Raw genomic sequence first — 22,247 nt, 5'->3', positions numbered from 1 at the left:
AGATCACTTCTGGATGAGCTCGCTGCTTTCCTGCACGGCGCATGCGCCAGAGGATCCCTGACGGTGCCTCACTCGCGCCGCGGCTTGGGCAGCACCACCACGCGGGTGCCGGAGGCGATGTCCTGCCAGCTGCGCTGCTCAGGGTCCCACAGCTGCCAGACGTACCCCAGCCCGCAGGCGCCCAATGACAGCCCGGCAACCACGAAGCGTATCAGGCACTGCTGCAGCGTCGGGACATGACCCTGTGGCGTCTCGATGCGCAGTCGCCAGGCCTGCATGCCCAGCGTCATGCCACTGCGGCTCCAGCAGCCGCCGAAGAAGGCGAACATCGCCACCAGCAACAGACTGCGGAACAGCGGCGACTGATTGGCCTCACCACCATTGACGGCAACCCCGATGAAGCCCAGCACGATCAACAACGCCATCACGAGGAAGGCGTCATAGACCACGCCACCCAGACGCCGCATCAGGCCCGCAGGGCGCGCTCCCTGCGGGTCGAGACGGCGGCGAGAGTGCGGGGCGCCCCTAGCCACTGCGCCGGATCAGCAGCAGGCCGATCACGTAACAGGCCAGCATCGGTGCCAGCACCGCCCAGATGGGCGCGAAGCCGAACACCACCGAGGCCGGGGCGAGCAGGTCCTGCAGATACTTGAACAGCAGGCCGACCACGATGCCGTAGAAGACCCGGGTCCCCGCCGCCACCGTGCGCAAGGGCCCGAAGACGAAGGAGGCGGCCACCAGTACCAGCGCCGCCAGTGTCAGCGGCTGCAGAATCTTCTGCCAGAAGTAGAGCAGTGGCTGGTTGGCCGACAGCCCCTGGTCCTGCAGATAGCGGGAATAGCGCCACAGGTCGGAGGCTGACTGCTGCTTGGGGTCGCTGATGACCAGCTTGAGCAGGTCCGGCGTCAGCTGGGTATCCCACTCGCGGGTCTCCTGCTGAGCTACCGTGGTGGCGCTCGGCTCGCCATCCTGGGACTCGAAGGTGGTGGTCTGCACTGCCTCCAGCGTCCAGCCATCATCCTGCCAGACGGCGCGCTTGGCGTAGAGCGCCTGGGTCAGGTGGCGCTCGTCATCGAAGCGATAGCGGGTGACGTTGAGCACCACATCATCGCTGCGAATCGAGCCGAATCGGTAGTAGTCGTTGCCCTCGCGCTGCCAGCCGCCACCCTCGGCATAGACGGCGCCTGCGCCCTGCTGCTTCTCGGCGCGCCAGGCGTCGGCCTGCAGTTCGGTGACGGGGGCGACGTATTCACCGACCGCCATGGTGATGGCGATGACCAGCCCCAGCGGCTTCATCACGCCCCACAGAATGCGTGTCAGTGAACGACCGGCGGCGCGCATGATGGTCAGCTCATTGCTCGAGGCCATGCTGCCCAGCCCGATCAGGGCGCCCAGCAGTACGCCAACCGGCACGAATTCGTAGAAGCGCGACGGCAGACGCATCAGCAGATAGAGGAGCACTTCAAAGGCGCCGTAGTCGCCTTTCACATCCCCCAGATCATTGATGTAGGTAATCATCAGGTCGAGCCCGAGAATCAGTACCTGCACCACCAGCATGGCCACCAGCACATTGCGGGCGATGTAACGGTCGAGACGATCAAGCAGCATCAGCGGCCACCTCCGCGGTTGTCGCGCCAGCTCAGCCAGATGCCGAGCGCCAGATAGACGCCGTGAATGGGCCACAGGCCAATGGCGGCCGGGTACTTCTCGGATGCGACGGCATTCTGCGCCGCGATCAACAGACTGAGGTAGGTGATATGCACGAAGATGGCCGGCAGCAGACGCGCGAAACGCCCCTGACGCGGATTGACGCGTGCCAGCGGCAGGCCGATCAGCATCAGGATCGGCACCATCAACGGCAGCGAGATGCGCCACTGCAGCTGGGCCTTGGCCTCCGGAAGATCGGAAGCCCAGAGCTGCGCCGTGGTCGCAAGCTCGATGTCCTCCTTGAGAGCCGCGGCGTCCTGGCCCTCGGTGATGCGCACGCCGTAGCGATCAAAGCCCAGTCGCTGGGCGATCGCCTTGCCGGGCTCCACGCCGTAGCGCGTGCCGTCGCTCAACACCAGATAACGACTGCCGGTCTCGGGGCTAACTTCCTGGAAGGCACGCTCGGCGCGCACCACCGACTGGCTCGGTTCGCTGTCGGGCGTGCTGGCGGCATTGCTGTCACCTGCCTCGGCGATGAAGACGTTTTCCAGCTCGCTGTTGTCATCGCTCATGCTCTCGGCATAGACGGTGCGATTGCCGATCTCCTGGAAGCGTCCCGCGCCGAGAATCGAGAAGTCGGTCTTCTGCTTCTGCTGCTCGAGCAACAGCTCATTCTTGAGCGCGCCGGCAGGCGTCAGATAGAGGCTGCAGGCCGCGACCAGCGCCGTGATCAACAGCGCCGGCAGCAGGGTGACACGCAGCAGGCGCTCCGGGCCGACGCCACAGGCGACCAGCACGGTGATCTCGCTGTTCATGTACAGCTGACCGAAGGCCAGCAACACGGCGAGGAAGAAGGACAGCGGCAGCAGCAGTTCGAAGAAACCCGGCAGGTGATAGAGCATCAGACTGCCGAGAATCGACGCCGGGAAATCCCCCTCCGCCGCATCACTGAAATAGCGGATGAATCGGCTGCCCATGATGACAAGCATCAGCACCCCGGCCACGGCGGCCATGGTGGTGAGTATCTCGCGTGTCAGGTAGCGGAAGATGATCAAGTGGAACTCCTGTTTCCCGCTCGCAAGCGAGCGTGTTGACCAGATCGATGATAGCCGGTGGAGGAATGGTCGTGATCACATGAAGGCATCATCCCCCTCATGCATGGTGCGCAGCCTTTGCGTACACTGGCGGCACGGGTCTGAAGACTGGACGGGAGCGGCTCCCCCTCATGCAGCAGCATTATCCAGAAAGGATGCTGCCTTGTCGCGGCTGCAGGCATTGCACGTGGACAGCCTGACATGATGGACTGCCCTCACTCGTGCATGCCAGCTCAGCTTGTCATGAGCGGTCTGCGCCCCCATCCAGACCATGACCCCGATGTCGCCGCGAGCCGGGCACGCCTGGCCTGACGACATCCTTCATCCTTGTACTGTTCATCTTCGTACCCTCACTCGCGCGCGTGGAGTTGCCATGGAATTTCCTGTAGTCACTGCCAATCCGGCCCAGCTTGAAACCGCCTGCATCGTGGTACCTGTCATCGAGGGCGACCTCACCGGTGCTGCGGCACGACTCGACGATGCCAGCGAGAAGCTGATCTCCCAGCTGATCGAGCGCGGCGACTTCAAGCCCGAGCTCGGCAATACCCTGCTGGTGCCCTTCGCTCCGGGCCTCGGCGCTCAGCGCCTGCTGCTGGCCGGTTTCGGCAGTGAGGAAAAGCTCGACGAAAGCCGTTACAAGCGTGGCCTCGATGCCGCTATGACTGCCCTGCTCAAGCTGCCCATCGAAGACGCGGCCTTCGCTGGTCTCGAGCTGAATCTCGAGCTGCGTGAGGCTGACTGGATGGCGCGCATGATCGCCGAGAGCGCACTGCGCACTGCCTATCGCTTCACCGAGATGAAGAGCAAGCCGGGTGAGCCCGTCTCTCTGACCCGCCTGAGCGTGGTTAGTGCCGACAAGCAGCGTCAGGCCGAACTGGAAGCCGGCCTGCGCGTCGGTGCCGCCATCGGCATGGGCGTCAATGAAGCGCGCACGCTGGGCAATCTGCCGGGCAACATCTGCACGCCGCGCTACCTGGGCGAGCGTGCCGAGCAACTGGGTGCTGCCTCCGATGGCGCCCTGAAAGTGACCGTGCTCGGCGAGGAAGAGCTCGAGGAGCTCGGCGCCCTGTCCCTGCTGTCGGTCGGCCGCGGCAGTGAAGAGCCGAGCCGCCTGATCGTGATGGAATACCGCGGTGCGGAAGACGAGAACGAAGCCCCGCACGTGCTGGTCGGCAAGGGCATCACCTTCGATACCGGCGGCATCTCGCTCAAGCCGGGCGCCGGCATGGACGAGATGAAGTACGACATGGGCGGCGCGGCCAGCGTGTTCGGCACCATGCGCACCGTGCTGGAACTCAAGCCCAAGCTCAACGTGGTGGCCATCGTGGCCAGCGCCGAGAACATGCCGGACGGCCGCGCCACCAAGCCGGGCGACATCATCAAGACCCTGAAGGGCCTGACCGTCGAAGTCCTCAATACCGACGCCGAAGGCCGTCTGGTGCTGTGTGATGCGCTGACCTACGCCGAGCGCTTCGAGCCGGCCAGCGTCGTCGACATCGCCACTCTGACCGGCGCCTGCGTCATCGCGCTGGGCAATCACGCCACCGGCCTGATCTCCAACGATGATGACCTGGCGCTCGACCTGCTCGACGCCGGCGAAGAAGCCTGGGACCGCGCCTGGCACATGCCGCTGTGGGACGAGTATCAGACGCAGCTGGATTCCAACTTCGCCGACATCGCCAACATCGGCGGTCGCGAAGCCGGCATGATCACCGCAGGTTGCTTCCTGTCCCGCTTCGCGGACACCTTCCCGTGGGCGCATCTGGACATCGCCGGCACCGCCTGGATGTCCGGCAAGCAGAAAGGCGCCAGCGGCCGCCCGGTGGGCCTGCTGACCCAATACCTGCTGGATCGCGAAGCGGAACTCAGCGCCCCGCAGGAAGAGACCGTCTGAGGCTTCGCATGCTCTCGATAGCGTGCTAGCGTTGAGACACGCGGGTCGCGACGCCACTCGGCACCGCTGACCCGAGAGGTCCTATAAAAATGATTCGACCCCCGGCGTTCCGCGTCGGGGGTCTCGCTGCTACGGAGACACCCACGTGACCAAAGGCTTCGACGTCCGCGCGTCCACGCAACCGGCGGATGCTGCCGTTCGCGACACCATTCTGGCCAATCCCGGCTTCGGCCGTCACTTCAGCGATCACATGGCCCATGTACGCTGGACCGCCGACGGCGGCTGGCACGGCCATGAAGTCCGCCCCTACGGCCCGCTGAGCCTCGACCCCGCCGCCTCGGTACTGCACTACGCCCAGGAAATCTTCGAAGGCATCAAGGCCTACCGTCATGAAGACGGCTCGGTGTGGACCTTCCGCCCCGAGAAGAACGCCGCACGTTTCCGCAATTCCGCCCGCCGTCTGGCACTGCCGGAGCTGTCCGACGAGGACTTCGTCGGCTCGCTCAAGGCCCTGCTCGCACAGGACAGCGCCTGGGTGCCGACTCCGGCCAGCGTCAGTGACGAATGCAGCCTCTATCTGCGTCCGTTCATGATCGCCAGCGAAGCCTTCCTCGGCGTGCGTCCGTCGCGTGAAGTCGATTACTACGTGATCGCCTCACCGGTGGCGGCCTACTTCAAGGGCGGCATCAAGCCGGTCTCCATCTGGCTGTCCTCGCACTACAACCGTGCGGCCGCCGGCGGTACCGGTTTCGCCAAGTGCGGCGGCAACTACGCGGGCTCACTGGCCGCGCAGAGCGAAGCCTCCGCCAATGGCTGTGACCAGGTCGTGTTCCTGGACGCCGCCGAGAACAAGTGGGTCGAGGAACTGGGCGGCATGAACCTGTTCTTCGTCTTCAAGGACGGCCGTCTGGTCACGCCGCGCCTGACCGGCACCATTCTGGAAGGTGTCACCCGTGACTCCATCCTGACCATGGCGACCGATCTGGGCCTGACGCCGGAAGAGCGCCCGATCAGCATCGACGAGTGGCGTGAAGGCATCGCCTCCGGTGAGATCACCGAGGTATTCGCCTGCGGTACCGCCGCCGTCATCACCCCGGTGGGCGAGCTGGTCAGTGAAGAAGGTCGCCTCGACCTGACCGCCAACGCCGGTGATGTCGCCATGCGTCTGCGCAGCCAGCTGCTGGACCTGCAATACGGTCGCGCCGAAGACACGCGTGGCTGGATGACGCGCCTGGTATAAGTGCACTGACATTAGTGCACGGAAACAAGTCCTCGAGCCTGCCCCTGTGGCTTGAAGGATGACCAAAACCCCAAGGCCCGCCTCGAAAGAGGCGGGCCTTGGGGGTTCTGGCGCACGGATATCTGGCTGCGGAAAGACATCACGGGAGGCAGGCTGCATCGAAGCCGCGCGGCGAGTGCGGTATCCTGAGCGCTCGAGAATTCCTTGCCCGAGCGGTGCCCATGACCCAGATCGACTTCTACATCCTGCCCGACACCACGCTGGAAGCCCGGCTGGAATTCGCCTGCCGGCTGGCCGAGACCATCCACGCCAAGGGCTTTCGCCTGCATGTGCATGTCGAGGACGAGGCGATGGCGCGTCAGTTCGATGAGCATCTGTGGCAGTTCCGCCCGGAAAGCTTCGTGCCCCATGCGCTGGATATCGATCTCGACATGGCCGCCCGCGAGGCCGAACACGCCGATGACGTGCCGCGCCCGCCGGTCACCATCGGCTGGCAGGACGCCCCGGCGCCGGGTATCGAGGCGCTGCTCAACCTGCACCCCGAGATTCCCGAGTGGTTCTCACGCTTCGAGCGCGTCGCCGAGATCATCAATCAGCATCAGGATGTGCTGGTCACCAAGCGCGAATGCTGGCGCACCTACAAGTCGCGCGGTTATGCCGTTCGCTCGCATCAGCTCAAGGGCGTCAGCTGAGCGACACGCCATGCGTCAGCGGTCCGTATCGCAGGCACGCTGGAAGCTGACCATCAGATGCGTCATCCAGCGCTCGATATCGGCCATGCTCGGCGGACTTTCACCATTGTCGAAGAAGGCCTCGGGCAGGCCGCCTGCGGCCTCGCTGGCGTGACGCTCCCCGATACGCACGGCCCACAACGGCAGTTCGCGCGGCATGCGCTGGATCTCGGCGAACAGCGCCGCCACGTTCATGTCCGGCACATCGCCGAAGATGACCAGACACGGGCAGACATCTCGCACCAGACGCAACGCCTGGGCCGCACTGCTGGCGATGATGATCTCCAGATTGGCGACGTGACTGCCGATCACCTCGAGGCGCAGACGGTCCTGCGCCCGCGTGCTGATCACCAGCCAGCGACAGGGCACCGGCAGCACCTTCTCCGCCGACCACGCCGCCTGGACGACGCGCTCATGGGCGCTGACATCCGCCAGCGGCAACCAGACCCGGAAGCTGGCGCCTTCGCCCAGCTCGCCCCGCGCCGTGATGTCACCGCCCATGCGGCGGGCGAGCTCCCGCGACAGCGCCAGCCCGAGCCCGGTGCCCTCGATGCCTGAATCTTCACGTCCCAGACGCGAGAACGGCTGGAACAGCTGGACCGCCTGCGCGGAATCAAAGCCGAAGCCGCCATCGGTGATTTCCACCCAGCCCATCTCCACCCCGCTGGCATTGCGCTCCTGACCGATGGCCAGACGGATCCAGCCCCCCTCGCGGTTGTACTTGATGGCGTTGCCCATCAGGTTGCCGAGAATCTGATCCAGGCGGCGCTGGTCGGCATTCAGCCACAGTGACTCGCCTTCCAATGCCAGCGATAGCGTCAGGTTGGCGCTCTCCAGGCGCGGCTGATATTGCCCCGCCAGCCGGATCAGCTTCTGACCCACCGAGAGAGGTTGGCAATCCAGCGGCAGATCACCGGCTTCCAGACTCGACATCTGCAGCACGTCCTCGATCAGCGCCGACAGCTGTGCCGCCGCATGACTGGCCTCATCCACGTAGCGGCGCTGCTCGCGGGTCAGGTCGGCTTCCTCGCAGAGCAGATCCGTGAAGCCCATGATGGCGTTGAGCGGGGTGCGAATCTCGTGACTGAAACTCGAGAAGAAACGCGACTTGGACTGGCTGGCCTCGGTGGCACTGTCACGGGCCGCCTCCAGCAGCTTGAGCGACTGCTTGTGGCGCTGGATATCCAGCGCAAGCCCGGTGGCGCGCTGTGGCCGGCCCTCATGATCACGCCGGGTGATCTGGCCGCGAATCTGCACCCAGACCCAGTGACCACGCGCATGCCGATAGCGCACGTCACGTGCCTCGGCCCAGCTTTCCCCGTGCATGACTCGCCAGCGCGCCTCGAGCAGACCGACGAGGTCTTCCGGGTGCGTCATGGCGTCAAGGTCCGCCAGATGCATGCTGGCGCGGACCGGCAGCCCCAGCATCAGGAAGAAATTCTCGTGCAGGTAGAGATCGTCCTGATCGAAGTCATAGCGCCAGGTGGCATCGCCGGAGGCCGCCATCACCATCTCGACGTGCCGCGCACCCTCGGCGCGTTCAAGCTCGATCTGGTCGCGCCGCTGGGCCGCTTCGCGCAGCGCCTCACCGGCCTGGTCCAGCTCCTGCAGCTGGAAGCGCTCGCGTACCACGGGCTGGCCGCGACCAATGCGCAGCGCCATGTCGCTGAGGCGTGCCAGTGATTCGGACAGGGTGGCCGCCATGGCTTCGGCCCGCCAACGCATCACTACCAGCAGGGCGAAGAAGAACAGAATCAGTCCCACCAGCATCACGTAGCCCAGCTGATTGAAGCGTTCATTCCAGATATCGATGCCGCTGTTGACCTGCTGCGCATCCACCACCGCCAACAACCGCCAGTCAGTGCCCGGCACCGATTGCCAGCCGACCAGCCGCTCACCGGCGAGCAAGGCAACGCTGCGCACGCCCTGCGCCTCATCCGAGATGCTGCGCAGCAGGTGCGCCATGGCCGGGGAGTTCTCGACATCATGCGCCGTATCGAGGAAGCGATCGTGCAGCAGCGGCATCGGCACCACTTCAGGGTCGGGCTGGGGGCCGAAATCCTGCTCGCCGACACTCGGCATGGCCATGACGACATCGTCACTCACCAGAATCAGATAGGCGCCCCAGGGCAGCTCGGCATTCTCGAGCCGCTCGACCAGAGAATCGAGGGTGACGTCGATGCCGACCACGCCTTCGAGAAAGTCGCCGCGATGGACCGGCATCAGCGTCGAGACCAGCCAACCGCTGCCGACCGGGTCCTGGTAGGGCGGCGTGATGACGGCGCCACGGCTCGGGTTGTTGCGATCATCCGCCAGGTAGTAGAAGCCGTAGCTGGTGAGGTCGACGCCAGGCGTGAAGATGTTGCGGGTATCGGTCCACGGCAACATGCGGAAGTAGCCGTCGTAGCCGGAGAACCAGATCTGGCGCAGCTCGGGTTGCGTGGCGAGCATGTCCGACACCTGGGCGTCCATTGTCGAGAGGCGCACCACCTTGTCGTGGTCCTGCAGATAGCTCGGCACCAGCGAGGAGTAATAGGAGCCGGCGCCACCATCATTCTCGGCGACGTACAGGGTGCCGTCGCCCGCGCTCATGTGGCGCTTTAGCTCCTGCTCGCGCTGGCGGGACGTCACGGGGGTGTCCATGTGACGCAGAGTGCTGCGCGCCAGCTGACGGGCATCACTGCGCCAGTCGTCCGCCAGCAGGCTGATGTGCTCTGCCTCGTAATGGGTCAGCTGCTCGAGCTGGGTATTCACCAGCTCACTGCGCGTGGAGTCCTGCTGCCCGGAGACCAGCCAGTGCAACACCAGATAGCAGCCCAGCAGCGCCACCTCGAGCACCAGCAATGGCACCAGCGCATGACGCAGCAGTTCATGCCAGACCCAACGACGTGTCGGACGAGGGGCACCGTCCGTGGGGCGAGGCTTGGACATTGCGGCTCCGCGAGCGTGAGAGAATGGGAAGTGTGCGAGGCGGCAAGCCTCGGCGTCATGAGGTCGCAACAGGATACGGCATCAGTGCGTGGATGTTGCCTGCTTTGTGAAAACAGCGTCTGCCATACGCCACGAGGGCCTGCCTGCCAAGACCGAATGACGCCCGTCATCAGCGGCGCTATAATCGAGCCCATTTTCTGCCTGCGCTGACCGCTCCTTGAGCCGGCGTGGGACGCCCCGCCCAACCGGATCAATGCAGACCCATGGACAAGACCTACCAACCGAACGCCATCGAGACGCGCTGGTACGAGCGCTGGGAATCCGACAACCGCTTTGCGCCGTCAGGCCAGGGCGAGAGCTTCTCATTGGTCATCCCGCCGCCCAACGTCACCGGCTCCCTGCACATGGGCCACGCCTTCCAGGATTCCATCATGGACACCCTGGTCCGCTGGCGCCGCATGCAGGGTCGCAACACCCTGTGGCAGGTAGGCACCGACCACGCCGGTATCGCCACCCAGATGCTGGTCGAGCGCAAGGTCGCCGCCGAAGAAGGCAAGACCCGCCATGATCTCGGCCGCGAAGCCTTCACCGACAAGATCTGGGAGTGGAAGGAAGAGTCCGGCGGCAACATCACCCGCCAGCTGCGTCGCATGGGCACCAGCATCGACTGGAAGCGCGAGCGCTTCACCATGGATGACGGCTTCTACAAGGCGGTGCAGGAAGTCTTCGTGCGCCTGCACAAGGAAGACCTGATCTACCGCGGCAAGCGTCTGGTCAACTGGGACCCGACCCTGCACACCGCGATTTCCGATCTCGAAGTCGAGAACCGCGATCAGCAGGGCAGCTTCTGGCACTTCCGCTACCCGCTGGCCGATGGCGTCAAGACCGCCGATGGCAAGGACTACGTCATCGTCGCCACCACGCGCCCGGAAACCCTGCTGGGTGACACCGGCGTGGCCGTCAATCCCAAGGATGAGCGCTACGCAAGCCTGGTCGGCAAGTTCATCGAGCTGCCGCTGGTCGGCCGTCGCATCCCCATCGTCGCCGATGAACACGCCGATATGGAAAAGGGCTCCGGTTGCGTCAAGATCACCCCGGCCCACGACTTCAATGACTACGAAGTCGGCAAGCGTCAGGGCCATCTGCTGATCAACGTGATGAGCCAGGATGCCACCATCCTGGAGCGCGCCGAGATCTATGACCTCCAGGGCCGTCCGCAGCCCCAGGAAGACGCCAGCCTGCCGGCCGCCTACGCCGGTCTGGACCGCTTCGTCGCCCGCGAGAAGCTGGTCGCCGACATGGACGCGCTGGGCCTGCTGGAGCAGGTCGAGGCCGTCAACAACACCCTGCCGCACGGTGACCGCTCCGGCGATGTCATCGAGCCGCTGCTGACGGACCAGTGGTTCGTGGCCGTCGAGGAGCTGGCGCGTCCGGCCATCGAAGCGGTCGAGAACGGCGACATCGAGTTCGTGCCCAAGAACTACGAGAACATGTACTTCGCGTGGATGCGTGACCTGCAGGACTGGTGCATCTCGCGTCAGCTGTGGTGGGGCCACCGCATTCCGGCCTGGTACGACAACGACGGCAACGTCTATGTCGGCCGCAATGAAGAGGAAGTCCGCGCCGAGAACAACCTGGGTGCCGACGTCGAGCTGCGTCAGGACGAAGACGTCCTCGACACCTGGTTCAGCTCCGCGCTGTGGACCTTCGGTACCCTCGGCTGGCCGGCGGATACGGAAGAACTCAAGACCTTCCACTCCACCGACGTGCTGGTCACCGGCTTCGACATCATCTTCTTCTGGGTGGCGCGGATGATCATGTTCACCCTGAAGTTCAAGGGTGAAGTGCCGTTCCGCAAGGTCTACGTGCATGGTCTGGTGCGTGACAGCCTCGGTCAGAAGATGTCCAAGTCCAAGGGCAACGTGCTCGACCCCATCGACCTGATCGACGGCATCGGCATCGAGGAGCTGGTCGAGAAGCGTACCGGCAACATGATGCAGCCGAAGAAGGCCAAGGCGATCGCCAAGGCCACCCGCAACGAGTTCCCGGAAGGCATCGAGCCTCACGGTACCGATGCGCTGCGCTACACCCTGCTGTCACTCGCCTCCACCGGGCGTGACGTGAAGTTCGACATGGGCCGTCTCGATGGCTATCGCAACTTCTGCAACAAGCTGTGGAATGCGGCGCGCTACGTGCTGATGAATGCCGAGGACCAGGATTGCGGCGTCAACGGCGAAGCCGTCGAACTGTCGCTGGCCGATCGCTGGATCATCGCGCGCCTGCAGCAGACCGAGCAGCAGGTCACCCGCGCACTGGAAGAGTTCCGCTTCGACCACGCCTCCCAGGCGCTCTACGAGTTCATCTGGAACGAGTACTGCGACTGGTATCTGGAGCTGTCCAAGCCGGTTCTTTGGGACGACAACGCCAGCATCGAAGCCAAGCGCGGCACGCGTCGCACCCTGGTGCGCGCCCTCGAGACCATCCTGCGCCTGATCCACCCGATGATGCCGTTCATCTCCGAGGAGATCTGGCAGCGTATCGCACCGCACGCCGGCAAGCCGGTGGAAGGCGAAAGCATCATGAGCCAGGCGTGGCCGCAGGCCGAAGCCGACCGGATCGATGAGCAGGCCATCCGCGATATCGAGTGGCTGAAAGGCATCATCATCGCCATCCGCAACGTGCGCGGCGAGCTCAACCTGTCACCGGCCAAGCCGCTGGAAGTCTTCCTGCAGAACGGCGCAGCTGGCGATGCCGAGCGTCTGGAAGCCAACCGCCTGTTCCTCTCCAAGCTGGCACGTCTGGAAAGCATCACCTTCCTGGCGGCAGGCGACGAAGCCCCGATGTCCGCCATTCAGCGCGTCGGTGAGCTGGAAGTGCTGGTGCCGATGGCAGGCCTGATCGACAAGGAAGCCGAGCTCAAGCGCATCGACAAGGAGCACGAGAAGCAGCAGAAGGTCATCACCGGCCTCGAGAACAAGCTCGGCAACGAGAAGTTCGTCGGTCGTGCACCGGCTGATGTGGTCGAGAAGGAGCGCGCCAAGCTGGCCGACGCCCAGGCGGAACTTGCGCTGCTGGAAAGCCAGCGCGTCAAGATCGAAGCGCTGTAAGTCACGCACGCGCTTCACGCAAGCAAAAGCCCCCTGCACCGAAAGGTGCAGGGGGCTTTCTCGTTTCTGGCAGCCCGCTCGCGAATCGCCCTCACAAGCGCGCCGAGCAATTACTCGGCGGGGCCTGCCAGCGGCATGAAGGTCGCCAGCAGATAGCCGGTGTCATCCATCACGCGCAGCCGAGCACTCTCACCGCTGCCGGTGATCTGGTAACTGGCCACATCCTCGAGCATGCGATTGAAGGCGTTGGACTGCTCGGGGTTGGGGCACATCTTCATGGTCGAGGCCAGCGGACCGATATCCAGCGTCTGGCGCGATTCATCCAGCACCACCGGCCCCATCAGGCGGTTGCAACCATTGCTGCCGACCAGACGCAGACGGTCATCCTCCTCGTCTGCCAGCTGCTGCTGGCTGGGAGGCTGCAGCAGGAAGTTGGCGGCCTCTTCACTGGCATCCGTGGCGGAGAAACTCCATTGGGTGCCCACCAGGGCAGGAGCAGCGGCACCCGATGAGTCACTGCCCTGCGGATGCTGTGTCATGGCCGCGCAGCCAGCCAGCAAGGAGATAGCGAACCCCACGGAGGTATAACGCGATAGACGACGCACGGTAACGGACATGGATGACTCCTGTGGCGCCCGCCAGTGGCATTGCCGGCAACGGCAGTCACCCGGCAGACGGAAAGAACGGTGGGTAAGTAACGGACATGACAGCAAGGGTAGCGATCATGCGCACGGCTGTCATGAACGACAGGCCCTCACGCCATGCGCCTGAATGTCACCTGCCGGACTGCCGCCGGCTTGCCAGCAGCGCGATGGACGCGACCATCTGTCCACCTCGCCGACTTTGAAAACAGTGTTTTCAAAGCGGAGCCTGCTCTAGAATTTCGACCAGATCGCCACTCAGCGTCGCCTGTCTCGAGTCCTCTGGCCACCGGGCCAGCGAGCTACCGACCTGAGTGCGCCTGTCCCGACATGAGCCCTGCAGAGCTGACACGACATGACTCCCGCCGCCCCCGATAGTCCTTCCATACACGCCGCTGATACTGCGTCTTCACAGCGAGTCAGTGGTTCGCAGCAGGCCCCGCACGTGCAACCCTCGCCCCCGCCCCGCTCGCACAGGACGCAGACAGGATTCAATCTGCGACGACTGGTGCTCCTGAATGCGCTCGGTGTGGCGCTGCTGGCGTGCTGGTGGATACCGGCGCTGGATTTCTGGCCCACCCTCGACAGCGATGTCTTCTGGGACTTCAACCAGTTCATCACACCGCTCAATCCGCACTGGGACACGCTGCTCGGCATTCTGAACACGCGCGCCTTCGACGCCGTAGCCTTCGCCATGATGGGGGTATTGTTCTGCTGGGCGATGCTCAATGATCAGCAGCCTGCCCGCTATCGCCGCTGGACCAGCATCGGCATCACCATGCTGCTGACGGCGGGCCTGCTCTCGCTGTTCGTGCTGCGCGCCATCAGCTATGGCCATGCCAGCCCGACGCGCTTCTTCAGCCACGCACAGCATCTCTCCGAGCTGGTGTCCTTCAAGACCAAGGATTCGGCGTCGAACAGCTTCCCGGGAGATCACGGCCTGATGCTGATGGTATTCGCGAGTTTCATGCTGGCCTTCGCACCGCGCCGCATCGCTCTGTGCAGCCTTGCGTTCGTGGTACTGCTGAGCGCTCCGCGGATCATGGTCGGCGCTCACTGGTTCAGCGATGTCTATCTGGGCTCGCTCAGCATTGCACTGATCGCGTTGCCCTGGGTGCTGTGCACACCACTGGCGACCACCGTTGCCCGTGGCATGGAAAACGCGCTGGCCCGATTCAAGCAGCGCTCCTGAAGCAGCATTCGTGAACCTGCACTCAAGAACCTGAACTCAGGTCAGCCGACGAGGGGTGTCCGCGAGAAAGGGCTGGAGTCCTTGTGGTGCCGCTTTTCCTGGCGGTCATCCTCCTTGTCGCGAGCGCCCTCCTCCACAGCCTCTGCCTTGCCAAGCCCGCTACCGCCATTCCCGGGGGGCGGAGGGCTGGCATCGGCCGTGGCAAGGCCTGTCATCTCGTGTTCCCCACCGGCCACCACCTGATCACGTCCATTGTGCTTGGCGTGATACAACCGCCTGTCGGCCAGCTGCATCAGCTCATCCAGCGAATCGACCTCATGACTGATGGCAACGCCGATGGAAACCGTGACCGGCACCGGCGTGCCGGCGAAGACCGGAGGAGACTTGGCCAGCAGGGAGCGCATGCGCCCCGCCACGGAAATGGCCTCGGTGCGCCCGATACGTGGCAGCAGCACCAGGAACTCCTCGCCACCGACGCGTCCGGCGCGATCGCCCTGACGCAATGTGGCCGTCAGCAGACGGCCCAGATGACGCAGCACTTCATCTCCGACGGCATGGCCATGCAGGTCATTGATACGCTTGAAGTTGTCCGCATCCAGCATCAAGACCGCACAGGGCACTCCGTCACGCCACCAGTCCTCGGCGTGGCGCAATATCTGGCGGCGATTGAGCAATTCGGTCAACTCATCACGACTGGCATCCTTCAGATACTGGCGCTCGAAGTGTTCGGTAAGCGCCAGCATGCGCCACAGGAAGGTGACCATCATCAGGAAGACCGCGAACAGATTGGTCGATTGCAGCACCCAGGCCGACAGGACGCCGCCCTCATGCAGGACCGGCGAGACCATCAGTGCCGAGACAGCCGCCATGAACAGCATCAGTGTCGTCACCACTCGAACACGCGCCGCCAGCGGGGCCAGGTGGATACCGGCCATCACGATGAAGAAATAGTACTCATAGCCCGCCGAGAGCCCGAAGCAGAAAACCGAGAGCCAGGCCATCAGCGTCAAGGCGCTCATCATCATGGCCAGACCCAAGGTCAGCTGATGCGCCCGGTGCAGCATCACGCCCAGCACGGACACGAGCGCCATGATGCCGCTGGCGAATGCCAGCCGCGACTCGTTGAAGAGAGTGAAGAAGGGAACCCACAACACGAAGAGGCCCATCAGCATCAGATAGACCCAAAGATAGGCATGGTAGAAACGACGATGCTCCACGGCGAGCAATCGTGGCTCATGACGTAGCCAGGCGCTTATGACTCTCGGCATCAGGCAATCCTTGCCAGCTAGGCAGTGTCCGCGTGGCGGTCCCTCACGCGACTCCAGAAGGTGCAACATCGCGGCAGGCGGGCAGCAAGAGAAAGGAAGAGGGTATAGCTGCCTGCCGCGATGGCACTCCACAAAGGCCGAGCACGACATGTCACACATCATGCTACGGGGCTTATGAACTTCATTACATCATAAGCCCTGCTGGGCGATGCACCAGTCATAATTCGGCTATTGCGTTGCCTGGATGCGACGCTTACGCACACGTCAACCTGCGGCCTTGCTTGCTTACCAGCTGCCCGTGTTGCTCATGGAGGCCCAGGGTTCCTGCGGCGCAAGGGCGTCACCGGCCTGCAGCAGCTCCAGCGAAATCCCATCCGGGCTCTTCACGAATGCCATGTGGCCGTCACGCGGCGGGCGATTGATGGTCACGCCGTTGTCCATCAGATGCTGACAGGTGGCGTAGATATCCTCGACGCGATAGGCCAGATGGCCGAAGTTGCGCCCACCTTCGTATTCTTCCGGGTCCCAGTTATGGGTCAGTTCCAGCATCGGCGCCTGCATTTCGCGGGCACGTTCGGCATCCTGCGGGGCTGCCAGGAAGATCAGCGTGAAGCGGCCCTTCTCGGAATCCTTGCGCGAGATCTCGACCATGCCGAGCAGGTCACGGAAGAAATGCAGTGAAGCGTCGACATCACGGATACGCAGCATGGTGTGCAGATATTGCATGGATCACTCTCTTGAACGGTGGCTGAGGCAGCACTGAGGACGGAAAAGGCGTGCGCCGAGCGTAGCTGGCTCGGCGCACGGGAATATTCTAGACACACGACTGCCGCGCGACGAGTCTCCTCGCGGCACGGCAGTGTGGTGATGCATGCACCCTGCTGCTGGCGTCTCGCGCCATCAGGCGATGCGTGAACTGCGCTCCAGACGCACGGGCACCGCCTTGGAGGATGGCGTGCCGGTATCAGCGCCGTGGCTTTCCAACGCGACCAGCACGTTGGTTTCCGGATAGTAGGCCCCGATGCAACCGGCCGGGATGTCGTACTCGACCAGACGGAACTGTGGCGCACGTCGCTCGCTGCCGTCCGGACGCGGCTCGCCGAGCATGTCGACCCAATCACCGTCGGCCAGCCCCAGCCGCGCCAGGTCTTCACCATTGATGAAGATCACCCGCCGCTGACCGGACACGCCACGATAGCGGTCGTTGTAGCCGTAGACGGTGGTGTTGTACTGATCGTGACTGCGCATGGTCTGCAGCGTCAGCCAGCCGTCACGCCGCGCCAGCTGTTGATGCATCACCGACTCCGGCAGCGGCATGTGCGAGAACTCGGCCAGGCCGCTGGAGGTCGGGAAGGCAAGCTCGCGTACCGGATTGGCGAGGTGGAAGCCGCGCTTGTGTGCCAGCCGCGCATTGAAGTCCGCGAAGCCGGGGATGACCGCCGCGATCTCGTCACGGATCAGATCATAGTTCTCGCTCAGGGCCTGCCAATCGACCGGATCACTGACCCCTCGCGCCGGCAGCACGCGCGCCAGGGTGGCACGCGCGATCGCCGAGATGATGCCGGGCTCGGAGCGCAATTCAGGGCTGGCCGGCGCCTTGATGCCGGCGCTGGAGTGCACCATCGACATCGAGTCCTCGACGCTGATGTGCTGGGAAGCCACCTGTGAGGAGCGATCTATCTCGCTGCGCCCGAGACACGGCAGAATCAGCGCATCGGTCTGCTTGCCCATCACCAGATGACTGCGGTTGAGCTTGGTGCTGATCTGGACGTTGAGCTCGAGGTTGCGCATCGCGGCCTCGGTCCGCTCGCTGTCCGGCGTGGCACGCGTGAAGTTGCCGCCCAGCGCGATGAAGGTCTTCGCCTTGCCCTGCTCCAGCGCCGCCAGGCTCTCCACGGTGTTGTAGCCCGGCGTACGCGGCATGCTGACGCCGTAGCGCGCTTCCAGCGCATCGATCAGCCAGGCGGGCGCCTTCTCGTCGATACCCATGGTGCGATCGCCCTGGACGTTGGAATGGCCACGCACCGGACAGGCCCCGGCACCGGGGCGACCGAAGTGCCCGCCGAGCAACAGCAGATTGACGATCTCGCGCACACTCTCGACGGCATGCAGATGCTGGGTGATGCCCATCGCCCATGTGCAGATGACGTTGCCGGCACCCGCGAAGATGGTCGCCGCCTCCTCGAGCTGAGCGCGTGTCAGGCCGGACTGGTCCTCGAGGGTTGCCCACTCGGTCGCCTCGACCAGCGACTGCCAGGCCTCGACGCCCCGGGTATGCGCTTCGATGAAGCTGGCGGCGCGCATGAATTCGCCCCGCGCCTCCATCGCGAACAGCGCCTTGGCCATGCCGCGCACCGCCGCCATGTCGCCGCCCATGCGCGGCTGGTAATAGCGATGGCTGATGGGCTGGCTGGAGAGGGTCATCATCTCCAGCGGCGACTGCGGATCGGCAAAGCGCTCCAGCCCCGGCTCACGCAGCGGATTGAAGCTGACGATGCGCGCGCCACGCCGTGAGGCGCGCCGCAGATCGCCCAGCATGCGCGGGTGATTGGTGCCGGGGTTCTGACCGAACACGAAGATGGCATCCGCGTGCTCGAAGTCCTCCAGCAGCACCGTGCCCTTGCCGACGCCGAGGCTCGCCTTCATGCCGACACCGCTGGCCTCGTGGCACATGTTGGAGCAGTCGGGGAAGTTGTTGGTGCCGAACAGACGCACGAACAGCTGGTAGAGATAGGCCGCCTCGTTGCTGGCACGCCCCGAGGTATAGAACAGCGCCTCATCCGGCGACGTCAGCGCGCTGAGGTGCTCGGCGACAAGCTCGAAGGCCGCGTCCCAGCTGATCGGCGTATAGCGATCACTGGCCGCGTCGTAGCGCATCGGTTCGGTCAGACGCCCCTGATCCTCGAGCATGAAGTCGTCCCAGCCCAGCAGCTCCGTGACGGTGTGCTGCGCGAAGAAGCGCGGCGTGACACGCTTGGCGGTCACTTCCCAGGCCACCGCCTTGGCGCCGTTCTCGCAGAACTCGAAGGAGGAGCCGTGTTCCGGGTCTCCCCAGGCACAGCCGGGGCAGTCGAAGCCCTTGTCCTGATTGGCCTTGAGCAGGGAGCGCACGCTCTTCCACGGCGCCCTGGAGTGACTGACATGCTGACCGACGCTCTTGAGTGCGCCCCAGCCACCCGCCGGCGCGGAATAGGCGGCAATGCGCGGATGACGCGTCTGTTGCGCATCCTCGCGGGGCAGGCTGGCAGACGCAGGCGTCTCGATCTCGGGGGCAGCAATGTCGGTCATGTCAGGATCCACTGGCTAGGATGAACGGGGGCGATCAGCGTGACCGCTAAGCAGTTCGAGTCGACGCCCGCGGTGGGCACAGATCAGATTGAGATCGCAGGCGCGGGCGGTCTCGACGGCGAGTCGCGAGGGCACCGCGAGGGTGATCAGGGTCGGAATGCGCGCACGGATGGTCTTCTGCACCAGCTCCAGGCTGCAGCGGCTCGACACCAGCAACGCCTCGGGCCACACACCACTGTCGAGGCTCATGCCGATCACGCGGTCCAGCGCATTGTGGCGACCGATATCGGCACCCTGCGAGATCAGACCGCCTTCGGCGTCCAACCCCAGCGCCAGGTGCATGCCGCGGCGCGTGGCGCGCTCCAGGCGTTCCAGCCCACGCATCAGCGCATCGGGCGCCAGCGCTGCCCGTGGCGGCAGACGCATGAGTCCCGCCATCAGCTCCGCTTCGTCCTGCACGCCACAGGCGCCGCAGCTCGAGACACTGCTCTCACGCCGCTGATGACGCTCGGCCTTGCGCGCCAGCGAGTCACTGACCTCAAGGCGCACCGCCAGCCCATGGCGCAGCCGCGAGAGATGGATCGCCGAGACCTCGTCACGCCGCGTGATCCAGCCCGCGGTGAAGGCATGCCCCAGCGCCAGCGGCTCAAGGGCCTCTGGACTGGCCAGCAAGGAGCCCATCGCGATGTCATTGAGCGCCAGACTCACCGGTAGCTCCGATGGGCCATCCAGCTCGCGCAGCGGCACCTCGCGGGCATCCGCGTAGCCTGCAGCGTCTGGCGCTTGTTGATAGAGCGAATCTTTCATTACGGCTCTCCGTGGCGCAGATGCGTGGCGAGAATGGCGCGCGCAACCCTCACCCGACCTCTGCGCAATATGGGAATATCCTACCGTCATGCCGTGAGGGCGACCAATTGAGCCGAGCCGCCAATTGATAGACACCGCCAATGAAGATGGCGCCCTGCCGATGACAGGCATGCGGGCCATCGCGGTGGGCGAGAAATTCGCGCGCGAGTCGCGTAAAATGCGTCGCCGACCCTTGAGGGTGCTCCTGCTGTCGCGCTATCCCCCGTCCGCCGGCCGCTCTCATCTCTCGATCATCCTGCTCCGGATTTACGTTCCGGCCCGCATGAGGACCTTCGCATGACCGACACTCCCGACCTGACTGCCGCGCCTGATCAGGCCAGCGCCCCGCAGCTGACCAGCACGTCTGCCTCCGCCCGTCCCAGCCCGCTGGCGCCGCAGCATGTAGTCTGCGCGCTCTACAAGTTCGTCACTCTCGAGGACTTCGAGGCGCTGCGCGACCCGCTGCTGGCGGTGATGAACGAGCACGCCATCCGCGGCACCCTGCTGCTGGCCCGCGAAGGCATCAACGGCACCGTGTCCGGCTCACGCGCCGGCATCGATGCGCTGCTCGCCTGGCTGACCAGCGACCCGCGCCTGGCCGAGCTCGACACCAAGCAGTCACTGGCCGAGCAGGCACCCTTCCTGCGTGCCAAGGTCAAGCTCAAGCGCGAGATCGTCACCATGGGCGTCGAGGGCATCGACCCGCGCCACACAGTCGGAACCTATGTGGAGCCGAAGGACTGGAATGCGCTGATCTCCGATCCTGAGGTGCTGCTGATCGACACGCGCAATGACTATGAAGTGGAAGTGGGGACCTTCGCCGGTGCCGTCAACCCGAACACCACTGCCTTCCGTGATTTCCCGGACTACGTCTCGCGTGAGCTGGACCCGACACAGCACCGCAAGGTGGCGATGTTCTGCACCGGCGGCATCCGCTGCGAGAAGTCCACGGCCTATCTCAAGGAGCAGGGCTTCGATGAGGTCTATCACCTCAAGGGCGGTATCCTGAAGTATCTGGAAGAGGTGCCCGAGGAAGAGACGCTGTGGCAGGGCGAGTGCTTCGTGTTCGATGAGCGCGTCACCGTCGACCACCAGCTGCGCCCCGGCCAGTACGACCAGTGTCATGCCTGCCGCCTGCCGATCACCGAAGAAGACAAGCAGAGCGAGCGTTACCAGAAAGGCGTCAGCTGCCCGCGTTGCTACGACAAGCTGAGCGATGCCCAGAAGGCGCGCTTCGCCGAGCGCGAGAACCAGATTCGCCTCGCCAGAGAACGCGGCGAAGCCCATCTGGGCATGGATGCCGTCGCCCAGATGCAGGCACGGCGCGATGCCAAGCAGCAGCAGCGTGAAGCCGCCCGTCGTGCCGCGCTGGAGGCCAGCAAGAAGTCCGGCGAGAAGAGCTGATAGCGGCCAACGTCGCTTTCGCTACCCGAACACCCCGTCTCGACGGGGTGTTCTGCGTTGCAGGCTCGCTCAATCGGCCACACCCGCCGAGTGAGGCAGCGAACGCAGCAGCTCCAGCACGGCATTCAGGCGTCGGCTGCGCTGCTGACCACTGCGCCACAACAGCCCGACCGTCTCGCCCTCGCCGGGCAGTCGACGCGCGATCAGCCCTTCACCAAGCCGCGAATCGGCCAGGTTCTCCGCCAGCACGCTGACTCCCAGGCCAGCCTCCAGCATCACGCCGAGGCCGGAAATCGAATTGGCCTCCAACAAGGGCGAGGGCTGCAGGCCCAGCAGCTCGAACTGCTGATTGAGGCGTCGCCGTTGCTGCATCTCCGGCGTCAGCAACACCAGCGGATAGTCACGCAGGCACTCCCACTGCGGCGCGTCGGGCAGGCGGAAATGCGTCTGACTGGCGATCAGCGCCGAATGCTCCTGATAGAGCGGCCGACAGGCGAAGCCGCTCATGGCCGGCGCCGCAGGGTAGCCGACCGCGAGATCCAGCTCGCCATCCTCAAGCCCCTGGGCCAGCGATGAGGTCGACAGCTCGCGCAGGCGCAGCGAGAGCTGCGGAAAGGCTTCGCGCAGCCGCGGCAGAAATTCGCCGACCGCCGCCAGCGCCGACGGCACCACGCCCAGTGACAGGCGGCCGGTCAGCACCGCGTCCGGCGACAGGTCTCCCTTCAGCTCATCCAGCTCGGCGAGAATGCGCCGTGCGTGGGTCAGCACGCGCTCCCCTTCCGGCGTGAAGCCCTCGAAGCGGTGGCCGCGCAGTATCAGCGCCGTGCCCAGCTCCTCCTCGAGCTGCTTGAGGCGCGCCGACAGCGTCGGCTGGGTGACATGACAGACCCGTGCGGCGCGACCGAAATGGCGCTCACTGGCCAGCGCGACCAGAAAACTCAACTGTCGATGATCCATGTCGGGC

Annotated in this window: 16 protein-coding genes; 6 read left to right on the top strand and 10 right to left on the bottom strand. The window is 64.7% G+C overall.

Annotation, left to right across the window (positions count from 1 at the left end):
• Positions 1–68: 68 nt before the first annotated feature.
• Genes QD208_RS00355 through lptF form a run of 3 tightly spaced genes read right to left on the bottom strand, consistent with a single transcriptional unit; the run spans position 69 to position 2,702 of the window.
• Positions 69–533, bottom strand: a complete 465-nt coding sequence (locus tag QD208_RS00355) for an RDD family protein (RefSeq protein WP_235506925.1) — start codon at positions 531–533, stop codon at positions 69–71.
• Positions 526–1,608: an LPS export ABC transporter permease LptG gene (gene lptG / locus QD208_RS00350; RefSeq protein ID WP_131431197.1), complete on the bottom strand. Its 1,083-nt coding sequence runs from the start codon at positions 1,606–1,608 to the stop codon at positions 526–528. Before lptG ends, QD208_RS00355 begins: the two co-directional genes overlap by 8 nt.
• Complete coding sequence (gene lptF / locus QD208_RS00345; protein WP_082388186.1) at positions 1,608–2,702, bottom strand: LPS export ABC transporter permease LptF; 1,095 nt, start codon at positions 2,700–2,702, stop codon at positions 1,608–1,610. The genes lptG and lptF overlap by 1 nt, the downstream gene beginning before the upstream one ends.
• 412 nt (positions 2,703–3,114) lie before the next feature.
• On the opposite strand from lptF, the gene QD208_RS00340 reads away from it, so the two are divergent.
• The 3 genes from QD208_RS00340 to QD208_RS00330 all read left to right on the top strand — a co-directional run bounded on the left by QD208_RS00340 (position 3,115) and on the right by QD208_RS00330 (position 6,567).
• The gene (locus QD208_RS00340; RefSeq protein ID WP_043333204.1) at positions 3,115–4,635 is read left to right on the top strand and encodes a leucyl aminopeptidase; all 1,521 of its coding nucleotides are present in this window, start codon (positions 3,115–3,117) and stop codon (positions 4,633–4,635) included.
• A 145-nt stretch (positions 4,636–4,780) separates the two neighbouring features.
• Positions 4,781–5,875, top strand: a complete 1,095-nt coding sequence (locus QD208_RS00335; RefSeq protein WP_279835214.1) for a branched-chain amino acid aminotransferase — start codon at positions 4,781–4,783, stop codon at positions 5,873–5,875.
• Positions 5,876–6,096: 221 nt separating this feature from the next.
• Positions 6,097–6,567: a DNA polymerase III subunit chi gene (locus tag QD208_RS00330; protein ID WP_043333207.1), complete on the top strand. Its 471-nt coding sequence runs from the start codon at positions 6,097–6,099 to the stop codon at positions 6,565–6,567.
• 15 nt (positions 6,568–6,582) lie between these two features.
• Here the strand turns inward: QD208_RS00330 and QD208_RS00325 are convergent, their stop codons facing one another.
• Positions 6,583–9,537: an ATP-binding protein gene (locus QD208_RS00325; RefSeq protein ID WP_279835213.1), complete on the bottom strand. Its 2,955-nt coding sequence runs from the start codon at positions 9,535–9,537 to the stop codon at positions 6,583–6,585.
• 263 nt (positions 9,538–9,800) lie between these two features.
• Between QD208_RS00325 and QD208_RS00320 the strand changes: the two genes are divergently transcribed.
• Positions 9,801–12,644 carry a valine--tRNA ligase gene (locus QD208_RS00320; RefSeq protein WP_279835212.1) on the top strand — a complete coding sequence of 948 codons (2,844 nt, stop codon included), beginning with the start codon at positions 9,801–9,803 and terminating at the stop codon, positions 12,642–12,644.
• A gap of 110 nt (positions 12,645–12,754) precedes the next feature.
• Here the strand turns inward: QD208_RS00320 and QD208_RS00315 are convergent, their stop codons facing one another.
• Positions 12,755–13,261, bottom strand: coding sequence for an META domain-containing protein (locus QD208_RS00315; RefSeq protein ID WP_279835211.1), 507 nt, complete (start codon positions 13,259–13,261; stop codon positions 12,755–12,757).
• Between the two features lie 532 nt (positions 13,262–13,793).
• Here QD208_RS00315 and QD208_RS00310 point away from each other — a divergent pair.
• Complete coding sequence (locus tag QD208_RS00310; RefSeq protein WP_279835210.1) at positions 13,794–14,477, top strand: phosphatase PAP2 family protein; 684 nt, start codon at positions 13,794–13,796, stop codon at positions 14,475–14,477.
• Between the two features lie 41 nt (positions 14,478–14,518).
• Here QD208_RS00310 and QD208_RS00305 read toward each other — a convergent pair whose 3' ends face one another.
• The 4 genes from QD208_RS00305 to QD208_RS00290 all read right to left on the bottom strand — a co-directional run bounded on the left by QD208_RS00305 (position 14,519) and on the right by QD208_RS00290 (position 19,840).
• Entirely contained in the window at positions 14,519–15,745 is a 1,227-nt protein-coding gene (locus QD208_RS00305; protein ID WP_279835209.1) for a diguanylate cyclase, read from the bottom strand.
• 285 nt (positions 15,746–16,030) lie between these two features.
• Positions 16,031–16,471, bottom strand: a complete 441-nt coding sequence (locus QD208_RS00300) for a VOC family protein (protein ID WP_043333215.1) — start codon at positions 16,469–16,471, stop codon at positions 16,031–16,033.
• Between the two features lie 174 nt (positions 16,472–16,645).
• Complete coding sequence (locus QD208_RS00295) at positions 16,646–19,033, bottom strand: FdhF/YdeP family oxidoreductase (RefSeq protein WP_279835208.1); 2,388 nt, start codon at positions 19,031–19,033, stop codon at positions 16,646–16,648.
• A 15-nt stretch (positions 19,034–19,048) separates the two neighbouring features.
• Complete coding sequence (locus QD208_RS00290) at positions 19,049–19,840, bottom strand: formate dehydrogenase accessory sulfurtransferase FdhD (protein WP_279835206.1); 792 nt, start codon at positions 19,838–19,840, stop codon at positions 19,049–19,051.
• A gap of 336 nt (positions 19,841–20,176) precedes the next feature.
• Here QD208_RS00290 and QD208_RS00285 point away from each other — a divergent pair, with 336 nt between their 5' ends.
• Positions 20,177–21,283 (top strand): rhodanese-related sulfurtransferase, encoded by a 1,107-nt coding sequence (locus tag QD208_RS00285; RefSeq protein ID WP_279835205.1) that lies wholly within the window; start codon positions 20,177–20,179, stop codon positions 21,281–21,283.
• Between the two features lie 69 nt (positions 21,284–21,352).
• On the opposite strand, the gene QD208_RS00280 is transcribed toward QD208_RS00285, so the two are convergent.
• The gene (locus QD208_RS00280) at positions 21,353–22,240 is read right to left on the bottom strand and encodes a LysR family transcriptional regulator (RefSeq protein ID WP_213113684.1); all 888 of its coding nucleotides are present in this window, start codon (positions 22,238–22,240) and stop codon (positions 21,353–21,355) included.
• Between the last annotated feature and the right edge of the window lie 7 nt (positions 22,241–22,247).

The organism is Cobetia sp. 29-18-1, from assembly GCF_029846405.1.
GTDB lineage: Bacteria > Pseudomonadota > Gammaproteobacteria > Pseudomonadales > Halomonadaceae > Cobetia > Cobetia amphilecti.
This window is presented reverse-complemented; position numbering and strand designations above follow the sequence as displayed.